Annotated in this window: 16 protein-coding genes; 13 read left to right on the forward strand and 3 right to left on the reverse strand. The window is 65.0% G+C overall.

The window, feature by feature from the left end; translation table 11 throughout:
- The first annotated feature begins 61 nt into the window (after positions 1 to 61).
- From hemC to F3K02_RS10600, 4 genes are read left to right on the forward strand one after another with little or no spacing between them, the layout of a single operon-like run.
- Positions 62 to 1024: a hydroxymethylbilane synthase gene (gene hemC, locus F3K02_RS10585; protein ID WP_425485585.1), complete on the forward strand. Its 963-nt coding sequence runs from the start codon at positions 62 to 64 to the stop codon at positions 1022 to 1024.
- Between the two features lie 58 nt (positions 1025 to 1082).
- Positions 1083 to 1910 (forward strand): uroporphyrinogen-III synthase, encoded by an 828-nt coding sequence (locus F3K02_RS10590; protein WP_343067061.1) that lies wholly within the window; start codon positions 1083 to 1085, stop codon positions 1908 to 1910.
- The gene (locus tag F3K02_RS10595; protein ID WP_177135576.1) at positions 1907 to 3100 is read left to right on the forward strand and encodes a uroporphyrinogen-III C-methyltransferase; all 1194 of its coding nucleotides are present in this window, start codon (positions 1907 to 1909) and stop codon (positions 3098 to 3100) included. The genes F3K02_RS10590 and F3K02_RS10595 overlap by 4 nt, the downstream gene beginning before the upstream one ends.
- A gap of 26 nt (positions 3101 to 3126) precedes the next feature.
- The gene (locus F3K02_RS10600; RefSeq protein WP_177135875.1) at positions 3127 to 4413 is read left to right on the forward strand and encodes a heme biosynthesis HemY N-terminal domain-containing protein; all 1287 of its coding nucleotides are present in this window, start codon (positions 3127 to 3129) and stop codon (positions 4411 to 4413) included.
- A gap of 156 nt (positions 4414 to 4569) precedes the next feature.
- Here F3K02_RS10600 and F3K02_RS10605 read toward each other — a convergent pair whose 3' ends face one another.
- Positions 4570 to 7521 (reverse strand): Rne/Rng family ribonuclease, encoded by a 2952-nt coding sequence (locus F3K02_RS10605; protein ID WP_177135577.1) that lies wholly within the window; start codon positions 7519 to 7521, stop codon positions 4570 to 4572.
- Between the two features lie 624 nt (positions 7522 to 8145).
- Between F3K02_RS10605 and F3K02_RS10610 the strand changes: the two genes are divergently transcribed.
- The 6 genes from F3K02_RS10610 (at position 8146) to galU (ending at position 12664) form a co-directional block, all read left to right on the forward strand.
- Positions 8146 to 9171, forward strand: coding sequence for an RluA family pseudouridine synthase (locus tag F3K02_RS10610; RefSeq protein ID WP_177135876.1), 1026 nt, complete (start codon positions 8146 to 8148; stop codon positions 9169 to 9171).
- A 76-nt stretch (positions 9172 to 9247) separates the two neighbouring features.
- Complete coding sequence (locus tag F3K02_RS10615) at positions 9248 to 9553, forward strand: H-NS histone family protein (protein ID WP_177135578.1); 306 nt, start codon at positions 9248 to 9250, stop codon at positions 9551 to 9553.
- A 147-nt stretch (positions 9554 to 9700) separates the two neighbouring features.
- The gene (locus F3K02_RS10620) at positions 9701 to 10360 is read left to right on the forward strand and encodes an HAD-IA family hydrolase (protein WP_177135579.1); all 660 of its coding nucleotides are present in this window, start codon (positions 9701 to 9703) and stop codon (positions 10358 to 10360) included.
- Between the two features lie 14 nt (positions 10361 to 10374).
- Positions 10375 to 10755, forward strand: coding sequence for a Rieske (2Fe-2S) protein (locus F3K02_RS10625; protein ID WP_177135580.1), 381 nt, complete (start codon positions 10375 to 10377; stop codon positions 10753 to 10755).
- 12 nt (positions 10756 to 10767) lie between these two features.
- Complete coding sequence (locus F3K02_RS10630; RefSeq protein ID WP_177135581.1) at positions 10768 to 11751, forward strand: S49 family peptidase; 984 nt, start codon at positions 10768 to 10770, stop codon at positions 11749 to 11751.
- A 37-nt stretch (positions 11752 to 11788) separates the two neighbouring features.
- The gene (gene galU / locus F3K02_RS10635) at positions 11789 to 12664 is read left to right on the forward strand and encodes a UTP--glucose-1-phosphate uridylyltransferase GalU (RefSeq protein WP_177135582.1); all 876 of its coding nucleotides are present in this window, start codon (positions 11789 to 11791) and stop codon (positions 12662 to 12664) included.
- 29 nt (positions 12665 to 12693) lie between these two features.
- Here the strand turns inward: galU and F3K02_RS10640 are convergent, their stop codons facing one another.
- Both F3K02_RS10640 and F3K02_RS10645 read right to left on the reverse strand, forming a co-directional pair.
- Complete coding sequence (locus F3K02_RS10640; RefSeq protein WP_177135583.1) at positions 12694 to 13497, reverse strand: SAM-dependent methyltransferase; 804 nt, start codon at positions 13495 to 13497, stop codon at positions 12694 to 12696.
- Positions 13494 to 14096 (reverse strand): Maf family protein, encoded by a 603-nt coding sequence (locus tag F3K02_RS10645; RefSeq protein ID WP_177135584.1) that lies wholly within the window; start codon positions 14094 to 14096, stop codon positions 13494 to 13496. The genes F3K02_RS10640 and F3K02_RS10645 overlap by 4 nt, the downstream gene beginning before the upstream one ends.
- A 49-nt stretch (positions 14097 to 14145) precedes the next feature.
- On the opposite strand from F3K02_RS10645, the gene F3K02_RS10650 reads away from it, so the two are divergent.
- The 3 genes from F3K02_RS10650 to plsX all read left to right on the forward strand — a co-directional run bounded on the left by F3K02_RS10650 (position 14146) and on the right by plsX (position 16234).
- Complete coding sequence (locus tag F3K02_RS10650; protein ID WP_177135877.1) at positions 14146 to 14712, forward strand: YceD family protein; 567 nt, start codon at positions 14146 to 14148, stop codon at positions 14710 to 14712.
- A 139-nt stretch (positions 14713 to 14851) separates the two neighbouring features.
- Positions 14852 to 15034: a 50S ribosomal protein L32 gene (gene rpmF / locus F3K02_RS10655; protein ID WP_066086119.1), complete on the forward strand. Its 183-nt coding sequence runs from the start codon at positions 14852 to 14854 to the stop codon at positions 15032 to 15034.
- Positions 15035 to 15169: 135 nt separating this feature from the next.
- Positions 15170 to 16234, forward strand: coding sequence for a phosphate acyltransferase PlsX (gene plsX, locus F3K02_RS10660; RefSeq protein ID WP_177135585.1), 1065 nt, complete (start codon positions 15170 to 15172; stop codon positions 16232 to 16234).
- Positions 16235 to 16251: the final 17 nt, after the last annotated feature.

Raw genomic sequence — 16251 nt, forward strand, 5'->3', positions numbered from 1 at the left:
TACGAAAACGCTCCCGGCGCAGGCCGGGCGCTTGATCTTTTTTTGAATCTTCATCGTGGCCATTTCAAACCCCTCCTCCGCGCTGTCCATCACCATCGCCACGCGCGAAAGCCGTCTGGCGTTGTGGCAGGCCGAACACGTCAAGGCCCTCTTGCAAGACTTGGGCCATCGCGTCGAGTTGCTGGGCATGACGACCCTGGGTGACCAGATCCTGGACCGCAGTCTCTCCAAGGTGGGCGGCAAGGGGCTGTTCGTGAAGGAACTGGAGGTGGCGCTGGATGAGGGCCGCGCCGACATCGCCGTGCACTCGCTCAAGGATGTGCCCATGGACCTGCCCGCGGGGTTTGCGCTGGCCTGCGTGATGGAGCGCGAAGACCCGCGCGACGCCTGGGTGTCGCCCGGCTGTGCGACGCTGGCCGAGTTGCCCGAGGGGGCCGTGGTCGGCACCTCCAGCCTGCGCCGGCTGGTGTTGTTGCGGGCAGCGCTGGACGCGCTGGGCCGCAGCGACGTGCGCATCGAGCCGCTGCGGGGCAATCTGGACACGCGCCTGCGCAAACTGGACGAGGGCCAGTACCACGCGATCGTGCTGGCTTCTGCCGGCCTGAAACGCCTGGGACTGGGCGAGCGCATCCGCCACATTTTTGAACCCACCGACTCGTTGCCTGCTGCCGGCCAGGGCGCGCTCGGTATCGAAGTGCGCGCGGATCGCAGCGATCTGGTGGATGCCCTGAAGCCGCTGGTGCACATGCCCACCTGGCTGCGGGTGGCCGCTGAGCGCACGGTGTCGCGCGCCATGGGCGGCAGCTGCTCGATGCCGCTGGCGGCCTACGCCGAGTGGACTGGCGGTGACGCCGGCCAGCTGGTGTTGCGCTCGGCCTGGGGGGACCCGGAAGGTGCGTTGTCCTTGGTGCAGGTGAGTGATCAGGCCGATGTGCAGACACTCGAGCAGGCCGAAGCCCTGGGGCAGCGTGTGGCGCAGGCCCTGCGTGCAGCCGGCGCCCGGCCGCCAGCGGCGGGGGCTTGACGCCTTGTCTGGTGTGCCCGGCACGGCGCCCGTTGTGAGCCCGCTGGAGCGGCTCATCGTGACCCGCCCCGCGGCCGAAGCGGCGAGTTGGGTGCAGGCCTTGCAGGCGCAGGGCTGGCCGGCCCAGGCGCTGCCCCTGATCGACATCGCGGAACCACAGGACGCAGCGACCTTGGCCTTGTTGCGGCATTGGCGCGCCCACTGGCTGGACATGGACGCCTTGCTCTTTGTGAGCGGGGCCGCTGTCGGCCATTTTTTTGCGCGGGATGTGCGACCACCCACACGGCCCGATCGCGGCACCCGGTTCTGGGCGCCCGGTCCGGGCACCGCACGCGTGCTGGCCCAGGCGCTGAGCGGTCTGGGACTGGGCGCAACGCGCATCGATTCGCCTCCGACTGATGCCGGGCAGTTCGACTCCGAAGCGCTGTGGCCGGTGGTGGCGCCACAGGTGCGAGCGGGCCGGCGCATCCTGGTGGTCAGGGGCGCTTCGCCCGAAGGGGCCGCAATGGCAGCATCGCCACCACCGCAAAACCGTCACGCCGGCAACGGCCGCGACTGGTTGATCCAGCAATGTGAAGCCGCCGGTGCCCGTGTGGAAAGCTGCGTAGCCTACGAGCGGTCGGCCCCTCGCTGGACGGCTGCGCAGGCGGCGGTGGCCCGTGCCGCGGCATCCGCCGGCAGCGCCTGGCTGTTCAGCAGTTCGGAGGCGGTCAACCACCTGGTAACGGCCGCACCCCACACAGACTGGACGCTTGCCTGCGCCATCGCCACCCATCCCCGCATCGCTGCCAGTGCGAAGGCCGCCGGTTTTGGCCGTGTGATCGAAACCCGGCCCGCCTTGCCAGACGTGTTGCGGGCCCTAGAATCGAACTGGAGTCCCGCATGAACCCAGATACCCCCGACAGTCCCCCAAGCCCAGTCAAAGAGGCGTCCGCCGCGGCGGTGGGGGGAGTTGCGCCCGTGGTTGCGCCACCGGTGGTGCACGCCCGCCATCCGCTGTCTTGGATGTCGGTGCTGGCGCTTGTGGTGGCCGCACTCTCGCTGGTGCTGGCCGGCCTGATCTGGCAGAAGCTCGGGTTCACGCAGCAGGAGCTGGCGCGGCGCAGCCAGGACAGCACGGAGCAAGCGGTGGAGGTGCGCACCGTGGCGAAACAGGCGGAGGCTCTCACGCAGGAACTGCAGGCGCGCCTGGCGGTGGCCGAGATCAAATTGTCCGAAGTGACCTTGCAGCGCAGCCAGCTCGAAGAACTCATGCTGGCGCTTTCGCGTTCCCGCGATGACAACTTGGTGCAGGACATTGAATCGGCTCTGCGGCTCGGGTTTCAGCAGACCCAGCTCACGGGCAGTGTGCAGCCCTTGGTGTCGGCCTTGCAGGCCGCCGATCAGCGCATCGCCAGGGCCGCGCAGCCGCGCCTGAATCCGGTGCAGCGCGCCATCCAGCGAGACATCGAACGCATCCGGGGTGCCGCGCTGACCGATGTGCCCACGCTGGTGTTGCGGGTGGATGAGCTGGCCCGCCAGGTGGACGATTGGCCGGTGCAGAACGACGTCGGTGTGAAGACGGCCAGCAACAAAGCCCGACCGGCGCCGATTGGCGCGCCCGGCAAGGGGGCCGTGCGCCCGCCCGCTGCCAAAGCCGAGGCTCCGGATCCGGCGGAACCCTCCCAGCCTGTGCAGGACAGCGGCTGGTCGCGTGTTTCCGAGGCCTGGTCATCGTTCTGGCAGCGCGTCTGGACCGATGTGACACGAAGCGGTCGTGAACTGGTGCGCGTCAGCCGCATTGACAGACCGGAGGCCGCGCTGCTCGCCCCCGAGCAGGCTTTCTTCCTGCGGGAAAACATCAAGCTCCGGCTGCTCAATGCGCGGCTTGGTTTGATGAGCCGTCAGCTCAACGCCGTCGAGGCCGACCTGAAATCCACCGAAGCGGCGCTGGGTCGGTACTTTGACACCACGGCGCCCCAGGTGATGGCGGCGCAGAAGACCCTGGGCCAACTGCGGACCGAGCTGTCGACGGTTGAGCTGCCGCGACCCGACGAAAGCCTCGCGGCCCTGGCCGCAGCCGCGGGAGGCCGGTGATGACCGATCACAAGCAGGGGGGTGCCATGCGCAGCGTGTTCTGGCTGCTGGGACTCGGTGCGCTGGCGGTGGCGCTGGCGCTGCTGGTGGGCCACAACCAGGCCATGGTCACGCTGTTCTGGCCGCCGTACCGTTTTGATGTCTCGTTCAACTTTGTGGTGTTCTGCCTGATCGCCGGCTTTGTGCTGGTGTACCTCGCACTCAGGGCCATCAATGTGTTGCGTGAGTTGCCGGCGCAGGCCCAGCGCTGGCGGGCACAGCAGGTGGAGCGTGCGGCTGTCGGGTCGGTGCTCGACGCTTTGTCGTATCAGCTGTCGGGTCGTTTTGTGCGTTCGCAGGCCGCGGGACTGGCAGCGCTCGAACAGCTCAATGCCTTGCCGTCGGCCCAGTGGCCCCGGCGGCACCAGTTGCTGTTGCTGGCCCATTTGCTGGTCGCCGAGAGCGCGCAGTCGCTGCAAAACCGCAAGGCCAGAGACGAACACCTGCAATCGGCACTGCATCCCAGGCTCGCCAGGAGCGCACCCGAGGCCCACGAAGGCGCGTTGCTGCGCGCGGTTCGCTGGGCGGTCGAGGACCGTGACGCCAACGCCGCACGAAGCCGCCTGGCCGAGCTGCCGCAAGGTGCGGCGCGTCGCATCCAGGCGCTGCGTCTGAAGTTGCGCATTGCCCGCCTGGGTGGGGCCACCAGTGAAGCGCTGGAAACGGCCCGGGTGCTGGCCAAGCACCGCGCGTTTTCCCCGGATGCTTCGCGCAGCATCGTGCGCGGGCTGGCACTCGATGCCCTGGGTGAATCGCACGATCTCTCGCAGCTGCAGGCGCTCTGGAGCCGTCTGGATGCCAGTGAGCGCGCCATGCCCGAGCTGGCTCTGGCGGCGGCCCAGCGCGCGAACCATTTGGGCATGCAACCCGGCGAACCTGTGGATGGGGACCAGGCGTCCACCACGGCGCTGGTGCTCAGCTGGCTGGAGCCGGTGTGGAACAAGTTTGCCGAGCTGGATGCCGCGCAGCAGCGCCAGCTGGTGCGCGCGATGGAGCCCGGACTGGCCCAGCTTGATGCCACCTGGCTCGCGCGGCTGGAGCAGGCACAGCGCCAGCTACCCAACAACGCTTACCTCCAGTACCTGACCGGCCAGGCTTTCATGCAGCGCCAGCTCTGGGGCAAGGCCGCCCAGTTGCTCGGGCAGGCCAGCCACAGCCTGGCCGAGCCGTCCCTGCTGCGACGAACCTGGCGCTCGCTCGCGGCCCTGGCCGAAGAGCGCGGCGACGTCGCTGCCGCCCAGGCGGCCTGGAAAAAGGCCGCCTTGCTGGACTGAGGGGCTCGGGTGGCGGGGTGCCACACAGGTTGACGTGGTGGGCGGTCCGCTACGGCCATCACCAGAGACAGACAGTCAGTCAGAAACAGGAACGCCGGCTTGAAGCCGGCGTTTTTTGTTGGATCAGACCGCGGTTACCCGCGGCCATTCACCCCGTCACTGGGTTTCAAACGGCAGCGGCATGCTGCGCAGGTCCTTGCGCGTTTCCACCAGCACCAGCGGGCCTTCGTCCAGAACCACCGCGGGTTTGATCTCGCGCGGCACGTGGATGGGTTTGGGTTCGGCGGCGATCGCTGCCTGTACCTGGGCCACCTTGTCGGTATCGGAATTGATCCACTCCAGGCCACTGGCTGCCGCCACCTGGTTCAACTCGTCGATCGACACCGTGTAGGGCTCTACCTTGGGCAGACCGCGGGTTGCGGGTGCCGCTGCGGGCACGCTCTTCCGCACGTCGGGGGCTACCACGGGCCGGGGAGCTGGCGTGGCGAGCACCGGCACGGGTTCGATCACGACGGGTGTGACTTCGGCCACCACTTCTTCGACCGCGACCGGGCTGCTCTCCACCGGCAGGCTGAAGTAGCTGCTGCGAACGGGTGCTTCGGTGGCCACCTCATCCACCGACGCCACAGACATCGCTGGCGCGGCTTCGGTCTCGGAACCCTGCTCGGCCGCATCGCGCGGAGCGCGCTCGCGGCGGTCACGGCCATAGCGGTCGCGGCTGCGGCGTTCGCGGGGTGCGCGTTGGCCACCGTTGTCGGCATCACCTTCGGCCGCGGGCATTTCTGCGCCGCTGGCACGGGCGTCCGGTTCCAGGCGCGGCGCTGCGTTGTCCATGCCACCCTGCTGCGCGACCTCAACGCCTTCCGCACCCTGGGGGCGGCGGCGGTTGTCGTTGCGCGGACGGCGCTCGCGGCGCTGGCCTTCGGCCATGTCGGGCGTCTCGCCAGTCGCCGCCGGCGCGGCATTCAGCAACACTTCGGTGCCCTGGGTCTGGTCCAGCGGGGCCGCATCACGGCGGTTGTCACGACGACCGCCATTGCGCGATTCACCACGCGGTTCGCCACGTGCCTCGCCGCGACCGTCCACCCGACCTTCGTTGCGACGGGCGCCTTCACGGCCCTCACGGCTTTCGCGGCCTTCTGGGCGGCCTTCCACGTTGCGGCCTTCGCCACCCCGCGTGTTGCGGCCGGCTTCGCGACCTTCACGGCCTTCACGCGGCGCGCGGCCTTCGTTGCCATTGCGACCACCACGGCCACGGCTGTCGCGACCGCCTTCGCGGCGCCCGTCGGGGCGCTGCTCGTTGCGCTCAGCGGTCTTGGCATCGGGTGCAGCCACCGGCGGTGCCGTGACCACGGGCGCATCACCACCGCCAAACAGGCTCTTGAGCCAACCGAAGAAACCCTTTTCAGCCGGTGCAGCCACCTTGGCCACGGGCGCTGCGGCAACGGGTGCGACCACCGGAGTCGCAACAGGCGCTTCCGGCTTGGGTGCGGCCACAGGCGCCGGACCGTCGGGCAGCACGCCCTTGATCACCGGTTCCTGCTTGTTGGTGCGCTCCTGGCTGCGGCGCGTGAAGCCGGTGGCTTCGTCGGGTTCGTCAGCGAGCTTGTAGCTGGCGTCGAGGTTGTCCAGGCGCGGGTCGTCGTGCTTCAGGCGTTCCAGCTTGTAGTTGGGCGTGTCGAGCGACTTGTTGGGCACCAGCAGCACGTTGATGCGTTGCTTGAGTTCGATCTTGGTGATCTCGGTGCGCTTCTCGTTCAGCAGGAAGCTGGCCACTTCGACCGGCACCTGCACCAGCACGGCGGCCGTGCTGTCCTTGAGCGACTCTTCCTGGATGATGCGCAGGATCTGCAGCGCCGAGCTTTCCGTGTCGCGGATGTGGCCCGAGCCACCGCAGCGCGGGCAGGGGATGGACGAGCCTTCGCTGAGCATGGGCTTGAGGCGCTGGCGGCTCATTTCGAGCAGGCCGAACTTGCTGATGGAGCCGAACTGCACGCGGGCACGGTCCTGGCGCAGCGCGTCGCGCAGGCGGTTCTCGACTTCGCGGCGGTTCTTCGACTCGTCCATGTCGATGAAGTCGATCACGATTAGACCGCCCAGATCGCGCAGGCGGGCCTGGCGCGCCACTTCGTCGGCGGCTTCCAGGTTGGTGCGGGTCGCGGTTTCCTCGATGTCGCCGCCCTTGATGGCGCGCGCCGAGTTCACATCCACCGCCACCAGGGCTTCGGTCTGGTCGATCACGATGGCGCCGCCGGAGGGCAGGTTCACCGTGCGGCTGTAAGCGGTTTCGATCTGGTGTTCGATCTGAAAACGGCTGAACAGCGGTGCGTCGTCGCGGTAGCGCTTCACGCGGTGCCCGTGCTCGGGCATCACGTGGCTCATGAACTGGTGCGCCTGTTCAAAGATGTCGTCGGTGTCGATCAGGATCTCGCCGATGTCGCTGTTGAAGTAGTCGCGGATGGCACGGATCACCAGGCTGGATTCCTGGTAGATCAGGTAGGCGCCCTTGCCGCCCTGGGCGGCGCCGTCGATGGCGGTCCACAATTTCAGCAGGTAGTTCAGGTCCCACTGCAGTTCGGGCGCTTCACGGCCGATACCGGCGGTGCGCGCGATGATGCTCATGCCGTTGGGGTATTCGAGTTGGTCGAGCGCCTGCTTGAGCTCCTGGCGGTCTTCGCCCTCGATGCGGCGGCTCACGCCACCGCCGCGCGGGTTGTTGGGCATCAGCACCACGTAGCGGCCAGCCAGGCTGACGAAGGTCGTGAGGGCTGCGCCCTTGTTGCCGCGCTCTTCCTTTTCGACCTGGACCAGCAGCTCCTGGCCTTCGCGGATCACGTCGTTGATGCGGGCCTGGTTGACCGGCACGCCCGCAGCGAAATACTGGCGCGAAATTTCCTTGAACGGCAGGAAGCCGTGGCGGTCTTCGCCGTAGTCGACGAAGCAGGCTTCAAGCGACGGCTCGACGCGCGTGACGACGGCCTTGTAGATATTGCCCTTGCGCTGTTCGCGCCCTTCGATTTCGATTTCGTAGTCGAGCAGTTTCTGCCCGTCCACGATCGCCAGGCGGCGCTCTTCGGCCTGCGTGGCGTTGATCAGCATGCGTTTCATGATGCGTTTCCTTCGGTCTGACACTGACATGGCGCCGGGTTGAACCCAGGCGCCGACCTGCCGTGAACCAGCGGAAAAGCGCGAACGGGGGGAGGAATTGCCGGAGAGCCACCGACCCGGTACCCACCCGGTGTTGGCCAGGTGATCGGGAGCGTTCGGAACGGGGCACGCTGTGTGTGCCGCGTTGAACCGCCGGGTCAGGGCGTAGGCGCGTGGACTTGGGTGAGCAGGGAAGGCTTGATGGCTGTCGACGACATGGATCTTGCCGGTGATGTCTCTGGCTTCACTTCATCCTCAACCAGCCAATCCACCGAGTGCCGGTGGCTTCTCGGGAACGTGGCTGGCCGATTGGGGTATTCCGTTTTCGGGTTCGCAGTTTTTCTCACGGATTCGCCCGCTGCTTCAACCTGACCGGTGCGGCTCCAGCCTCTTCAGAGAGGGCTTCGGGAGCGGGCGCCGGTACAGGGTGCAGCGGGAGGCAACTTGTGGCCAATCGGGTCCCCGGCCTCTGGGGCAGGAGGAGCCTGCCTGCGGTGACTGCCTTAAACTCAAGGAAATCAATCACTTACAGCACACGACTGGCACAGCACATTATAGTGTGCTCCCACTGTCCATGGGGCCGGTATTTCCAGCGGGTTTTCCTTGAACGCCAAGCCATCTGTCCAGACCGCCGCGGCGGTCCAATTCCTCACTGTTGACGAAGAATCGGCCGGCCAGCGGCTGGACAATTTTCTCATTCGATTGCTCAAGGGCGTGCCGAAAACGCACATCTACCGCATCATCCGTTCGGGCGAGGTGCGGCGAAACAAGGGGCGCGTCGGGGCTGATGACCGGGTGGCCGCGGGCGACGTGTTGCGTATTCCGCCGATCCGGTTGTCTGAACGTGTGGAAGAAAAAGCGGCCAATCCGGCGCCCGCCCGCGAATTCCCCGTGATTTATGAAGATGACGCGTTCATGGCCATTGACAAGCCTGCCGGGGTGGCGGTGCACGGTGGCAGCGGGGTGAGCTTTGGCGTGATCGAGCAAATGCGGCAGGCTCGCCCCGCCGCGCGTTTGCTCGAATTGGTGCACCGGCTGGACCGCGAAACCAGCGGCCTGCTGCTGATTGCCAAGAAGAAATCGGCCCTCAAAGGCCTGCAGGATCAATTCCGGGAGCGGGAAACCGGGAAAACCTATCTGGCCTTGGTCAAAGGGGTCTGGCCAGCGCGCCTCAAGGTGCTGGACCAGCCACTGCACAAATACCTGTTGCCCGATGGCGAGCGGCGGGTGAAAGTGGTGAGCCCCGATGATCCCGACGGCATGCGTTCGGTCTCGCTGATCAAGGTCGCCGGTCGCATGCCTGCGCCTGCGGCCCTGGCGACCGCATGCCCCGACGGCTTCAGTCTCCTGGAGGTGACCATCAAGACCGGACGCACCCATCAGATCCGTGTTCACCTGGCGCATGCCGGTCATCCGATTGCTGGGGATGACAAATACGGTGACTTCGAAATCAATCGGCAATTGAGCCGCGTGGGCCTCAAGCGCATGTTTCTGCACGCCTGGCGGTTGCGGCTGACGCACCCGATTAGCGGTGAAAGTGTCGAGTTGTATTCGGAATTGCCGCCGGAATTAAAAAACTGGCTGCCTGATACGCTGCATCCAGCGTCATAACCCTATACAATAGAACCTGCATCGTTGGGATGCAGAATCCATACCAAGACAATCCGCAAACTCAAAAGGACGATCAATGGCAAATTACGCAGAACTCATGGCGCAGGCACAGGCTTTGATGGCACAGGCAGAAGAAGCCCGCAAAAGCGAACTCGCTTCGACGATCGCCGACATCAAAGCCAAAATGAAACAATTTGGCATCACGGTGGCCGATCTGGGCGGTGCATCGGGCGGCAAGAAGCCTGCCAAGTCCAAATCCACCGCCGTGGCAAAATTCCGTGGCCCTCAGGGGGAGCTCTGGGCGGGTGGTCCGGGCCGCAAGCCCGAGTGGGTGCGCGCCGTGCTGGCATCGGGCAAGAGCATCGAAGACTTCCGCATCTGATCATCCGGATACGGCTTTGGCAAAGGCACCTTCGGGTGCCTTTGTTCTTTGTATCGCCCCAGCTCGGGAAAAGCGGTGGTCCGACGCCATCGTGTCGTCATGCGGGGCATCGATAATGCAAACCCGTCTCAAACTTTTTTCAGCCGCATGCGCCCGCGCCAATTTGACCTGATTGCCTTCGACTGGGATGGCACGCTTTTTGACTCCACCGCCCTCATCGTGCGGTGCATCCAGGCTGCTGTGACGGACGTGGGTGGTCGCCTGCCCACCGATCAGGCGGCCAGTTATGTGATCGGCATGGGTCTGATGCAGGCGCTGGCTCACGCAGCACCCGATGTGCCGCCTTCTCAATATCCTTTGCTCGGCGAGCGCTACCGGTACCACTACCAGCAACACCAAAACGACATCAGCCTCTTTGAAGGCGTCCTGCCGCTTTTGGCCGAGCTCAAACAGAGGCACCACTGGTTGACGGTGGCTACGGGCAAGAGCCGCCAAGGGTTGGACACCGCCCTGCGAACGGTGGAATTGCACGGTGTCTTTGACGGCTCGCGCACAGCGGACGAAACCGCAGGCAAACCCAGCCCGCTCATGCTGCACGAGCTGATGGGAGAGTTCGGGGTCGATCCCGCGCGCACGCTGATGATTGGCGACACCACGCACGACCTCCAGATGGCGCTCAACGCCGGCTGCGCGAGCGTGGGCGTCAGCTACGGGGCTCACGAACCGGGCACCTTTGCCGAGTTTTCACCCCTGCACGTGGCGCATTCGGTGCAGGAACTGCGCGACTGGCTCGCAGCCAACGCCTGAAGCGGTTGCCTCGCATGGACGCGTCGGAGCAGGATCCTCTCCATCCGTTGTGCAACAGCCGTGATCTCGTGGACTCGGGATTGGCTGTGTCGTTCGATGTGGTTTACGCCGGGCAGACCTGTCGGGCTTTTGCCATTCGGTACCAGGGCGAAGCACACGCCTACCTCAACCGTTGTGCCCACGTTGCGATGGAAATGGACTGGCAGCCGGACCGCTTTTTTGACGACAGTGGCCGCTGGCTGATCTGCGCCAGCCACGGCGCCATCTACGAACCCACCACCGGTGCCTGTCGCGGCGATCCCTGCCGCGGCGGGCTGATCAAGATCGGACTGGTCGAGCGCGATGGCGTCGTGCACTGGCGGTCACAATACCTGTTGAAACCGCCCTTATTTTGAGAGCTTCGAAACATGAATGACGATCTGGTGGGAACACCATCTCCAGGCGCTACCGGGCACCGCTCCGACGTGGGCTGGGAGCGCGCGACGCTGGAAAAACTGGCGTTTGCCGCCCTGGCGGAGCAGCGCGCGGCGCGACGCTGGACCGTTTTCTGGCGGCTGATGTGGCTGCTGCTGGCCGGTGCGGTGCTGTGGATGGTGTTCCGCTCGGACGCTGGCGTTGCGTCCGTGAGTACGCCCCACACAGCGCTGATCGAGATTCGGGGCGAAATTGCGGCCGGTGCCGAGGCCAGTGCCGACAACGTGGTCACTTCGCTGAATGCGGCTTTTGAAGACGCTGGCGCACAAGCCGTCGTTTTGCTCATCGATTCGCCCGGTGGCAGTCCGGTGCAGGCCGGCATCATCAACGACGAGATCACCCGGCTCAAGGCGCTGCACAACAAGAAGGTCTATGCGGTGGTGGAAGAAACCTGCGCCTCGGCCGCCTACTACATTGCCGCCGCCGCTGACAACATCTATGTGGACAAGGCCAGTCTGGTGGGCAGCATCGGCGTGCTGATGGATGGTTTCGGCTTCACTGGCTTGATGGACAAGCTGGGCGTCGAGCGCCGCCTGATGACGGCGGGCGCCAACAAGGCCATGCTCGATCCCTTCAGTCCGCAGGATGCGGAACAGACCGCCTATATCCAGTCCATGCTCGGCGAGATTCACAGCCAGTTCATCACCGTCGTGCGGGCCGGGCGTGGCGACCGGCTCAAGGAGACGCCGGACACCTTCAGCGGCCTGGTCTGGAGCGGTCAGAAGGCGATCGCGCTGGGGCTCGTCGATGGGCTGGGCAGTCTCGATTACGTGGCGCGCGAGGTGGTCAAGGCCGAAGAAGTGGTGGACTACACGCAGCGCGAGAATCTGGGGATGCGCCTGGCCCGGCAGCTGGGTGCCAGCGTCGGCGAGGGCATGTACCTGGCGGCCCGCTCGAGCGGATTGCAATTCAAGTAGGTTATTGACTCAACTCCAATCAGTGAACAGGGTGATTATGAAAATTGAAAAAGCTGTTTTTCCCGTCGGTGGCCTGGGCACCCGATTCCTGCCGGCCACCAAAGCCATCCCCAAGGAAATGCTGCCGGTGGTGGACAAGCCGCTGATCCAGTACGCGGTGGACGAGGCCTACGCGGCGGGCATCCGCGAAATGATCTTCATCACCGGGCGCCACAAGCGGGCCATCGGCGACCACTACGATGCGGCTTTCGAGCTGGAACACGAACTGGAGCGTGGTAACAAGGCCGACCTGCTCAAGCTGGTACACGACATCAAGCCCGATGACATGGATTGCGTGTTCATCCGCCAGCCGCGCCCGCTGGGCCTGGGTCATGCGGTGCTGTGCGCTGAGCGCGTGGTGGGCAATGACCCGTTTGCCGTGTTGCTCGCCGACGACCTGATGGTGGGTCTGTCGGGCGGCCCTTCGGTGTTGCAGCAGATGGTGGCGGCCTACGAAAAAAGCCCCGGGACGGTGCTGGCGGTGCAGGACGTGCCGCGCGAGGACACCCGGCGCTATGGTGTGGTCGATGTACATGGCGTCAACGAGGCGATGGCCGAGGTGTTCGGCATGGTGGAAAAGCCCGTGCCCGAAGTGGCGCCGTCCACCCTGGCTGTGGCCGGGCGTTACATCCTCACGCCCGCCGTGTTTGAAAGCATCCGACGCCAACCCCGTGGTGCGGGGGGCGAGATCCAGCTCACCGATGGCATTGCGGCGCTGATTGGCACCGAGAAGGTGTACGCCTACCGCTACGAAGGTCGGCGTTACGACTGCGGCAGCAAGACGGGTTTTCTAGAAGCGACCATCGACCTGGCGCTGGCCGATCCGTCGCTGCGCGAAGCGGTCCGTGCCCACATGGTCAAGGCGCTGGGCTGACCTTGGGAGGGGGGGGCGTCGAGCGCTCCTCAACGGCCGATGAGGAAGACCGCCGGCGCGTCCAGGGGCATGCCCTGCAGAAGTGATCGGCTCTTCCACTCGTTCGCCAGGGCACTGCGGGTGACCTGTTGCGGCAACATGAGACCGCAACTGACGGCCAGCCGCGTGTGCGGGTGCAGGGTCTGCAGCAAGGCCTGCAGCAGGGCTGCATTGCGGTAAGGCGTTTCGATCAGGATCTGGGTCTGCCCGGTTTTCAAGGCCAGCGCTTCCAGTTCGCGCAGGCGTTTGGTGCGCTCGGTGGCTTCCTGAGGCACGTAGCCCACGAAAGCAAATCCCTGTCCATTCAGTCCGCTGGCCGCCAGGGCCAGCATCAGCGATACCGGACCGACGAGGGGCACCACCGGCATGCCCAGGGTGTGTGCAGCGCGCACCACAGAGCTGCCGGGATCGGCAATGGCAGGCATGCCGGCTTCACTGACCAGGCCAATGTCGTGGCCCAGCAATGCCGGTGCGAGCAGGGCCTTGGCCTGGCTGTCGCCCTCTGCGGCCGGGGTGTGGTCGCCTTTTTTGTGCGCCTGCCGGGGGAGTTCGACGATGGTCTGGGCTTGTAGCGGTGCGGCGAGCCCGTTCACCGCTTCCACACGCTTGAGAAAGGCGCGTGTGCTCTTGGCGTTTTCGCTGATCCAGTGGGTCAGCCGCGCCGCGACCGCCACCGTTTCGATCGGCAGACATTCGGTGATGGGTGCGGGATGCGCACCTTCCGGCAGGCAGCCAAAGTCCAACGGTGTGGGCACCAGATACAGCGTACCGGGCGTGGGTTGCGCTGGCTTCACAGAATGGGTACTCCCGCAGCGCGGATCATTCGGCAGGTGCGGATCAGTGGCAGGCCGACCAACGCGGTCGGATCGTCGTTTTCAATGCGTTCCAGCAAGGCGATGCCCAGGCCTTCACTCTTGGCACTGCCCGCGCAGTCGTAGGGCTGCTCGGTCCGCAGGTAGTGCTCGATTTCCGCCTCGGTCAGTGTGCGAAATGCCACCTGGACGGCGGCCAGATCGCTCTGCTCAAAACCGCTGGACAGGCACACCACGGCCACCGCAGTCTGGAAAACCACCGTCTGGCCGCTCATTCGGCGAAGCTGGTCGACCGCGCGCTCGTGATTGCCGGGTTTGCCCAGGGGTTCGCCGTCCAGGTCGGCGACCTGGTCGCTACCGATCACCACCGCTTCGGGGTGGTGCCGGGCCACCTCGCGCGCCTTGGCCAGTGCCAGACGCATGGCCAGTGCGGCGGGCTTTTCGCCCGGTTGCGGGGTTTCATCGACCTCAGGGCGTTCGACATCAAAGGCGATGCCCAGTCGCGCCAGCAATTCGCGCCGGTAGGGCGACGTGGAGCCCAGAATCAGGCGCTTCTTCGAGTGGTTTTCAGGGGTGGGCATGTGCAAGGGCATGCCGGTATTGTCCCCGCATTCTTTTACACTGCCCTCCATGAAACCGAATCCGAACACTGCGTGGAACCCGGTCCGGCTGGACGTGCGAGCTTTTGCCCAGGCCGGTGCCAGTGTGACTGCGGACGACCCGATGGGGCTGTTTGAGCGCCTGAAAGACGAGTTGCACCCCGAGAGCGGCGCGGCCGATCTGCCGGGTGTCCATTGGCAGGCGCATGGCGCTTTGCGTGCGGCATCCGGGGGGGGCGAGCCTGCAGTGTGGCTTCATTTGCGGGCGGAAACGGTGGCGCCCTTGACCTGCCAGCGTTGTCTGGGAGCGGTGGAAGCCCCGCTTCAGGTGGATCGCTGGTTTCGGTTCGTGGCCGACGAAGCCACGGCCGCGGCAGAAGACAATGACTGCGAAGAAGACCTGTTGCCGCTGGAGCCGCGTCCCAGCCTGTATGAATTGCTGGAAGATGAGCTGTTGATGGCGTTGCCGCTGGTGCCGATGCACGACGCCTGTCCGGTGCCGGTGTCCATGCAGTCCGGCGATGTGGCCGCCGCAGACGGCCCTGTAGAAGAACAGCGCCCGCACCCGTTTGCGGCGTTGTCCCGCCTGAAAAAGTGACGCAGGGGGATCTTCGGGCTATAATGCTTGGCTTTGCGCTGGTATCGATTTCACTGTGAGGTGTACGGTGTACACGAATATGGTGGTAGGCGAACCCTAGGCGCACCCCGATTGACCCTATTGAATTCAGGAGCCCACCATGGCCGTCCAGCAAAACAAAAAGTCCCCTTCCAAGCGCGGCATGCACCGCTCGCACAACGCGCTGAACGTGCCCGGCATTGCCGTTGAGCCGACCACCGGTGAAGTGCACCTGCGTCACCACATCAGCCCCAACGGTTTCTACCGTGGCCGCCAGGTACTGAAGAACAAGTCCGAAGCCTAAAGTGACGGCGGGTCTCCGACCCCGTCGCGATACCGCGTCCGGGGTGGTGACCGCTGTTCTTGAACAGGCCCGCATGTGCCATGCGGGCTTTTTTCATTCTTGTGGCGTCTGGGGCGCCACCACTGAGAAGTTTGCATGATCACCGTTGCTGTGGATTGCATGGGTGGAGACGTTGGTGTGGGGGTGACCTTGCCGGCCTGTGAGGCCTTTTTGGCCAGCCATCCGCAGGCCCACCTGCTGCTCGTGGGTCAGCCCGAGGTGTTGAAGAAGGCCCGGCCTCAGCTGCTCAACAACGTGCGCTGTCGCGTGGTGCCCGCCAGCGAAGTGGTCGCCATGGACGATCCGATTGAAGTTGCGCTGCGCAAGAAGAAAGATTCTTCCATGCGGGTCGCGATCCAGCAGGTCAAGGATGGAGCTGCGCAAGCGGCGGTGTCGGCCGGCAACACGGGTGCGCTCATGGCCATTTCCCGCTACCTGCTCAAGACCCTTGAGGGCATTGACCGGCCGGCGATTGCCAGCCAGTTGCCCAACGCACGCGGTGGCGCGACCACGGTCCTGGATCTGGGCGCCAACGTGGATTGCACGGCCGAGCATTTGTTGCAGTTTGCTGTCATGGGGTCGGCTCTGGTGGTCGCGATCACCGGCAAGCCCGAACCCACCGTGGGTTTGCTCAACGTCGGTGAAGAAGTGATCAAAGGCAGCGATGTCATCAAAAAAGCGGGTGTCCTGTTGCGAAATGCGGCGAACACCGGTGATCTGAATTTCTTCGGCAACGTGGAGGGCGATGACATCTTCAAGGGCAGCGCCGACATCGTGGTGTGCGATGGTTTTGTGGGCAATGTGGCGCTCAAGGCCAGCGAAGGTCTGGCCACGATGATCAGTGGCCTCATCCGTGAAGCGTTCTCAAAGAACATTCTCACGAAAATGGCAGCGATCATTGCCTATCCGGTCTTATCATCGTTTAAAAAGCGGGTGGATCACCGTCGATACAATGGTGCTGCACTGTTGGGTCTGCGCGGGCTTGTTTTCAAGAGCCATGGATCGGCCGATGCCTTCGCTTTCGAGCAAGCGCTGGGGCGGGCTTATGATGCGGCCCATAATGGTTTGCTGAGCAGTGTGCAGGAACGCATTGCCCACGCTGCGCCCTTGCTGTCGCCAGCCGGGGTTCCCAGCGAGATCAAAAGCATTCCCACCCTCTAATTCGCTCACCCTTCACC

The organism is Hydrogenophaga aromaticivorans (assembly GCF_013387465.1).
GTDB classification, from domain to species: Bacteria; Pseudomonadota; Gammaproteobacteria; order Burkholderiales; family Burkholderiaceae_C; genus Hydrogenophaga; species Hydrogenophaga aromaticivorans.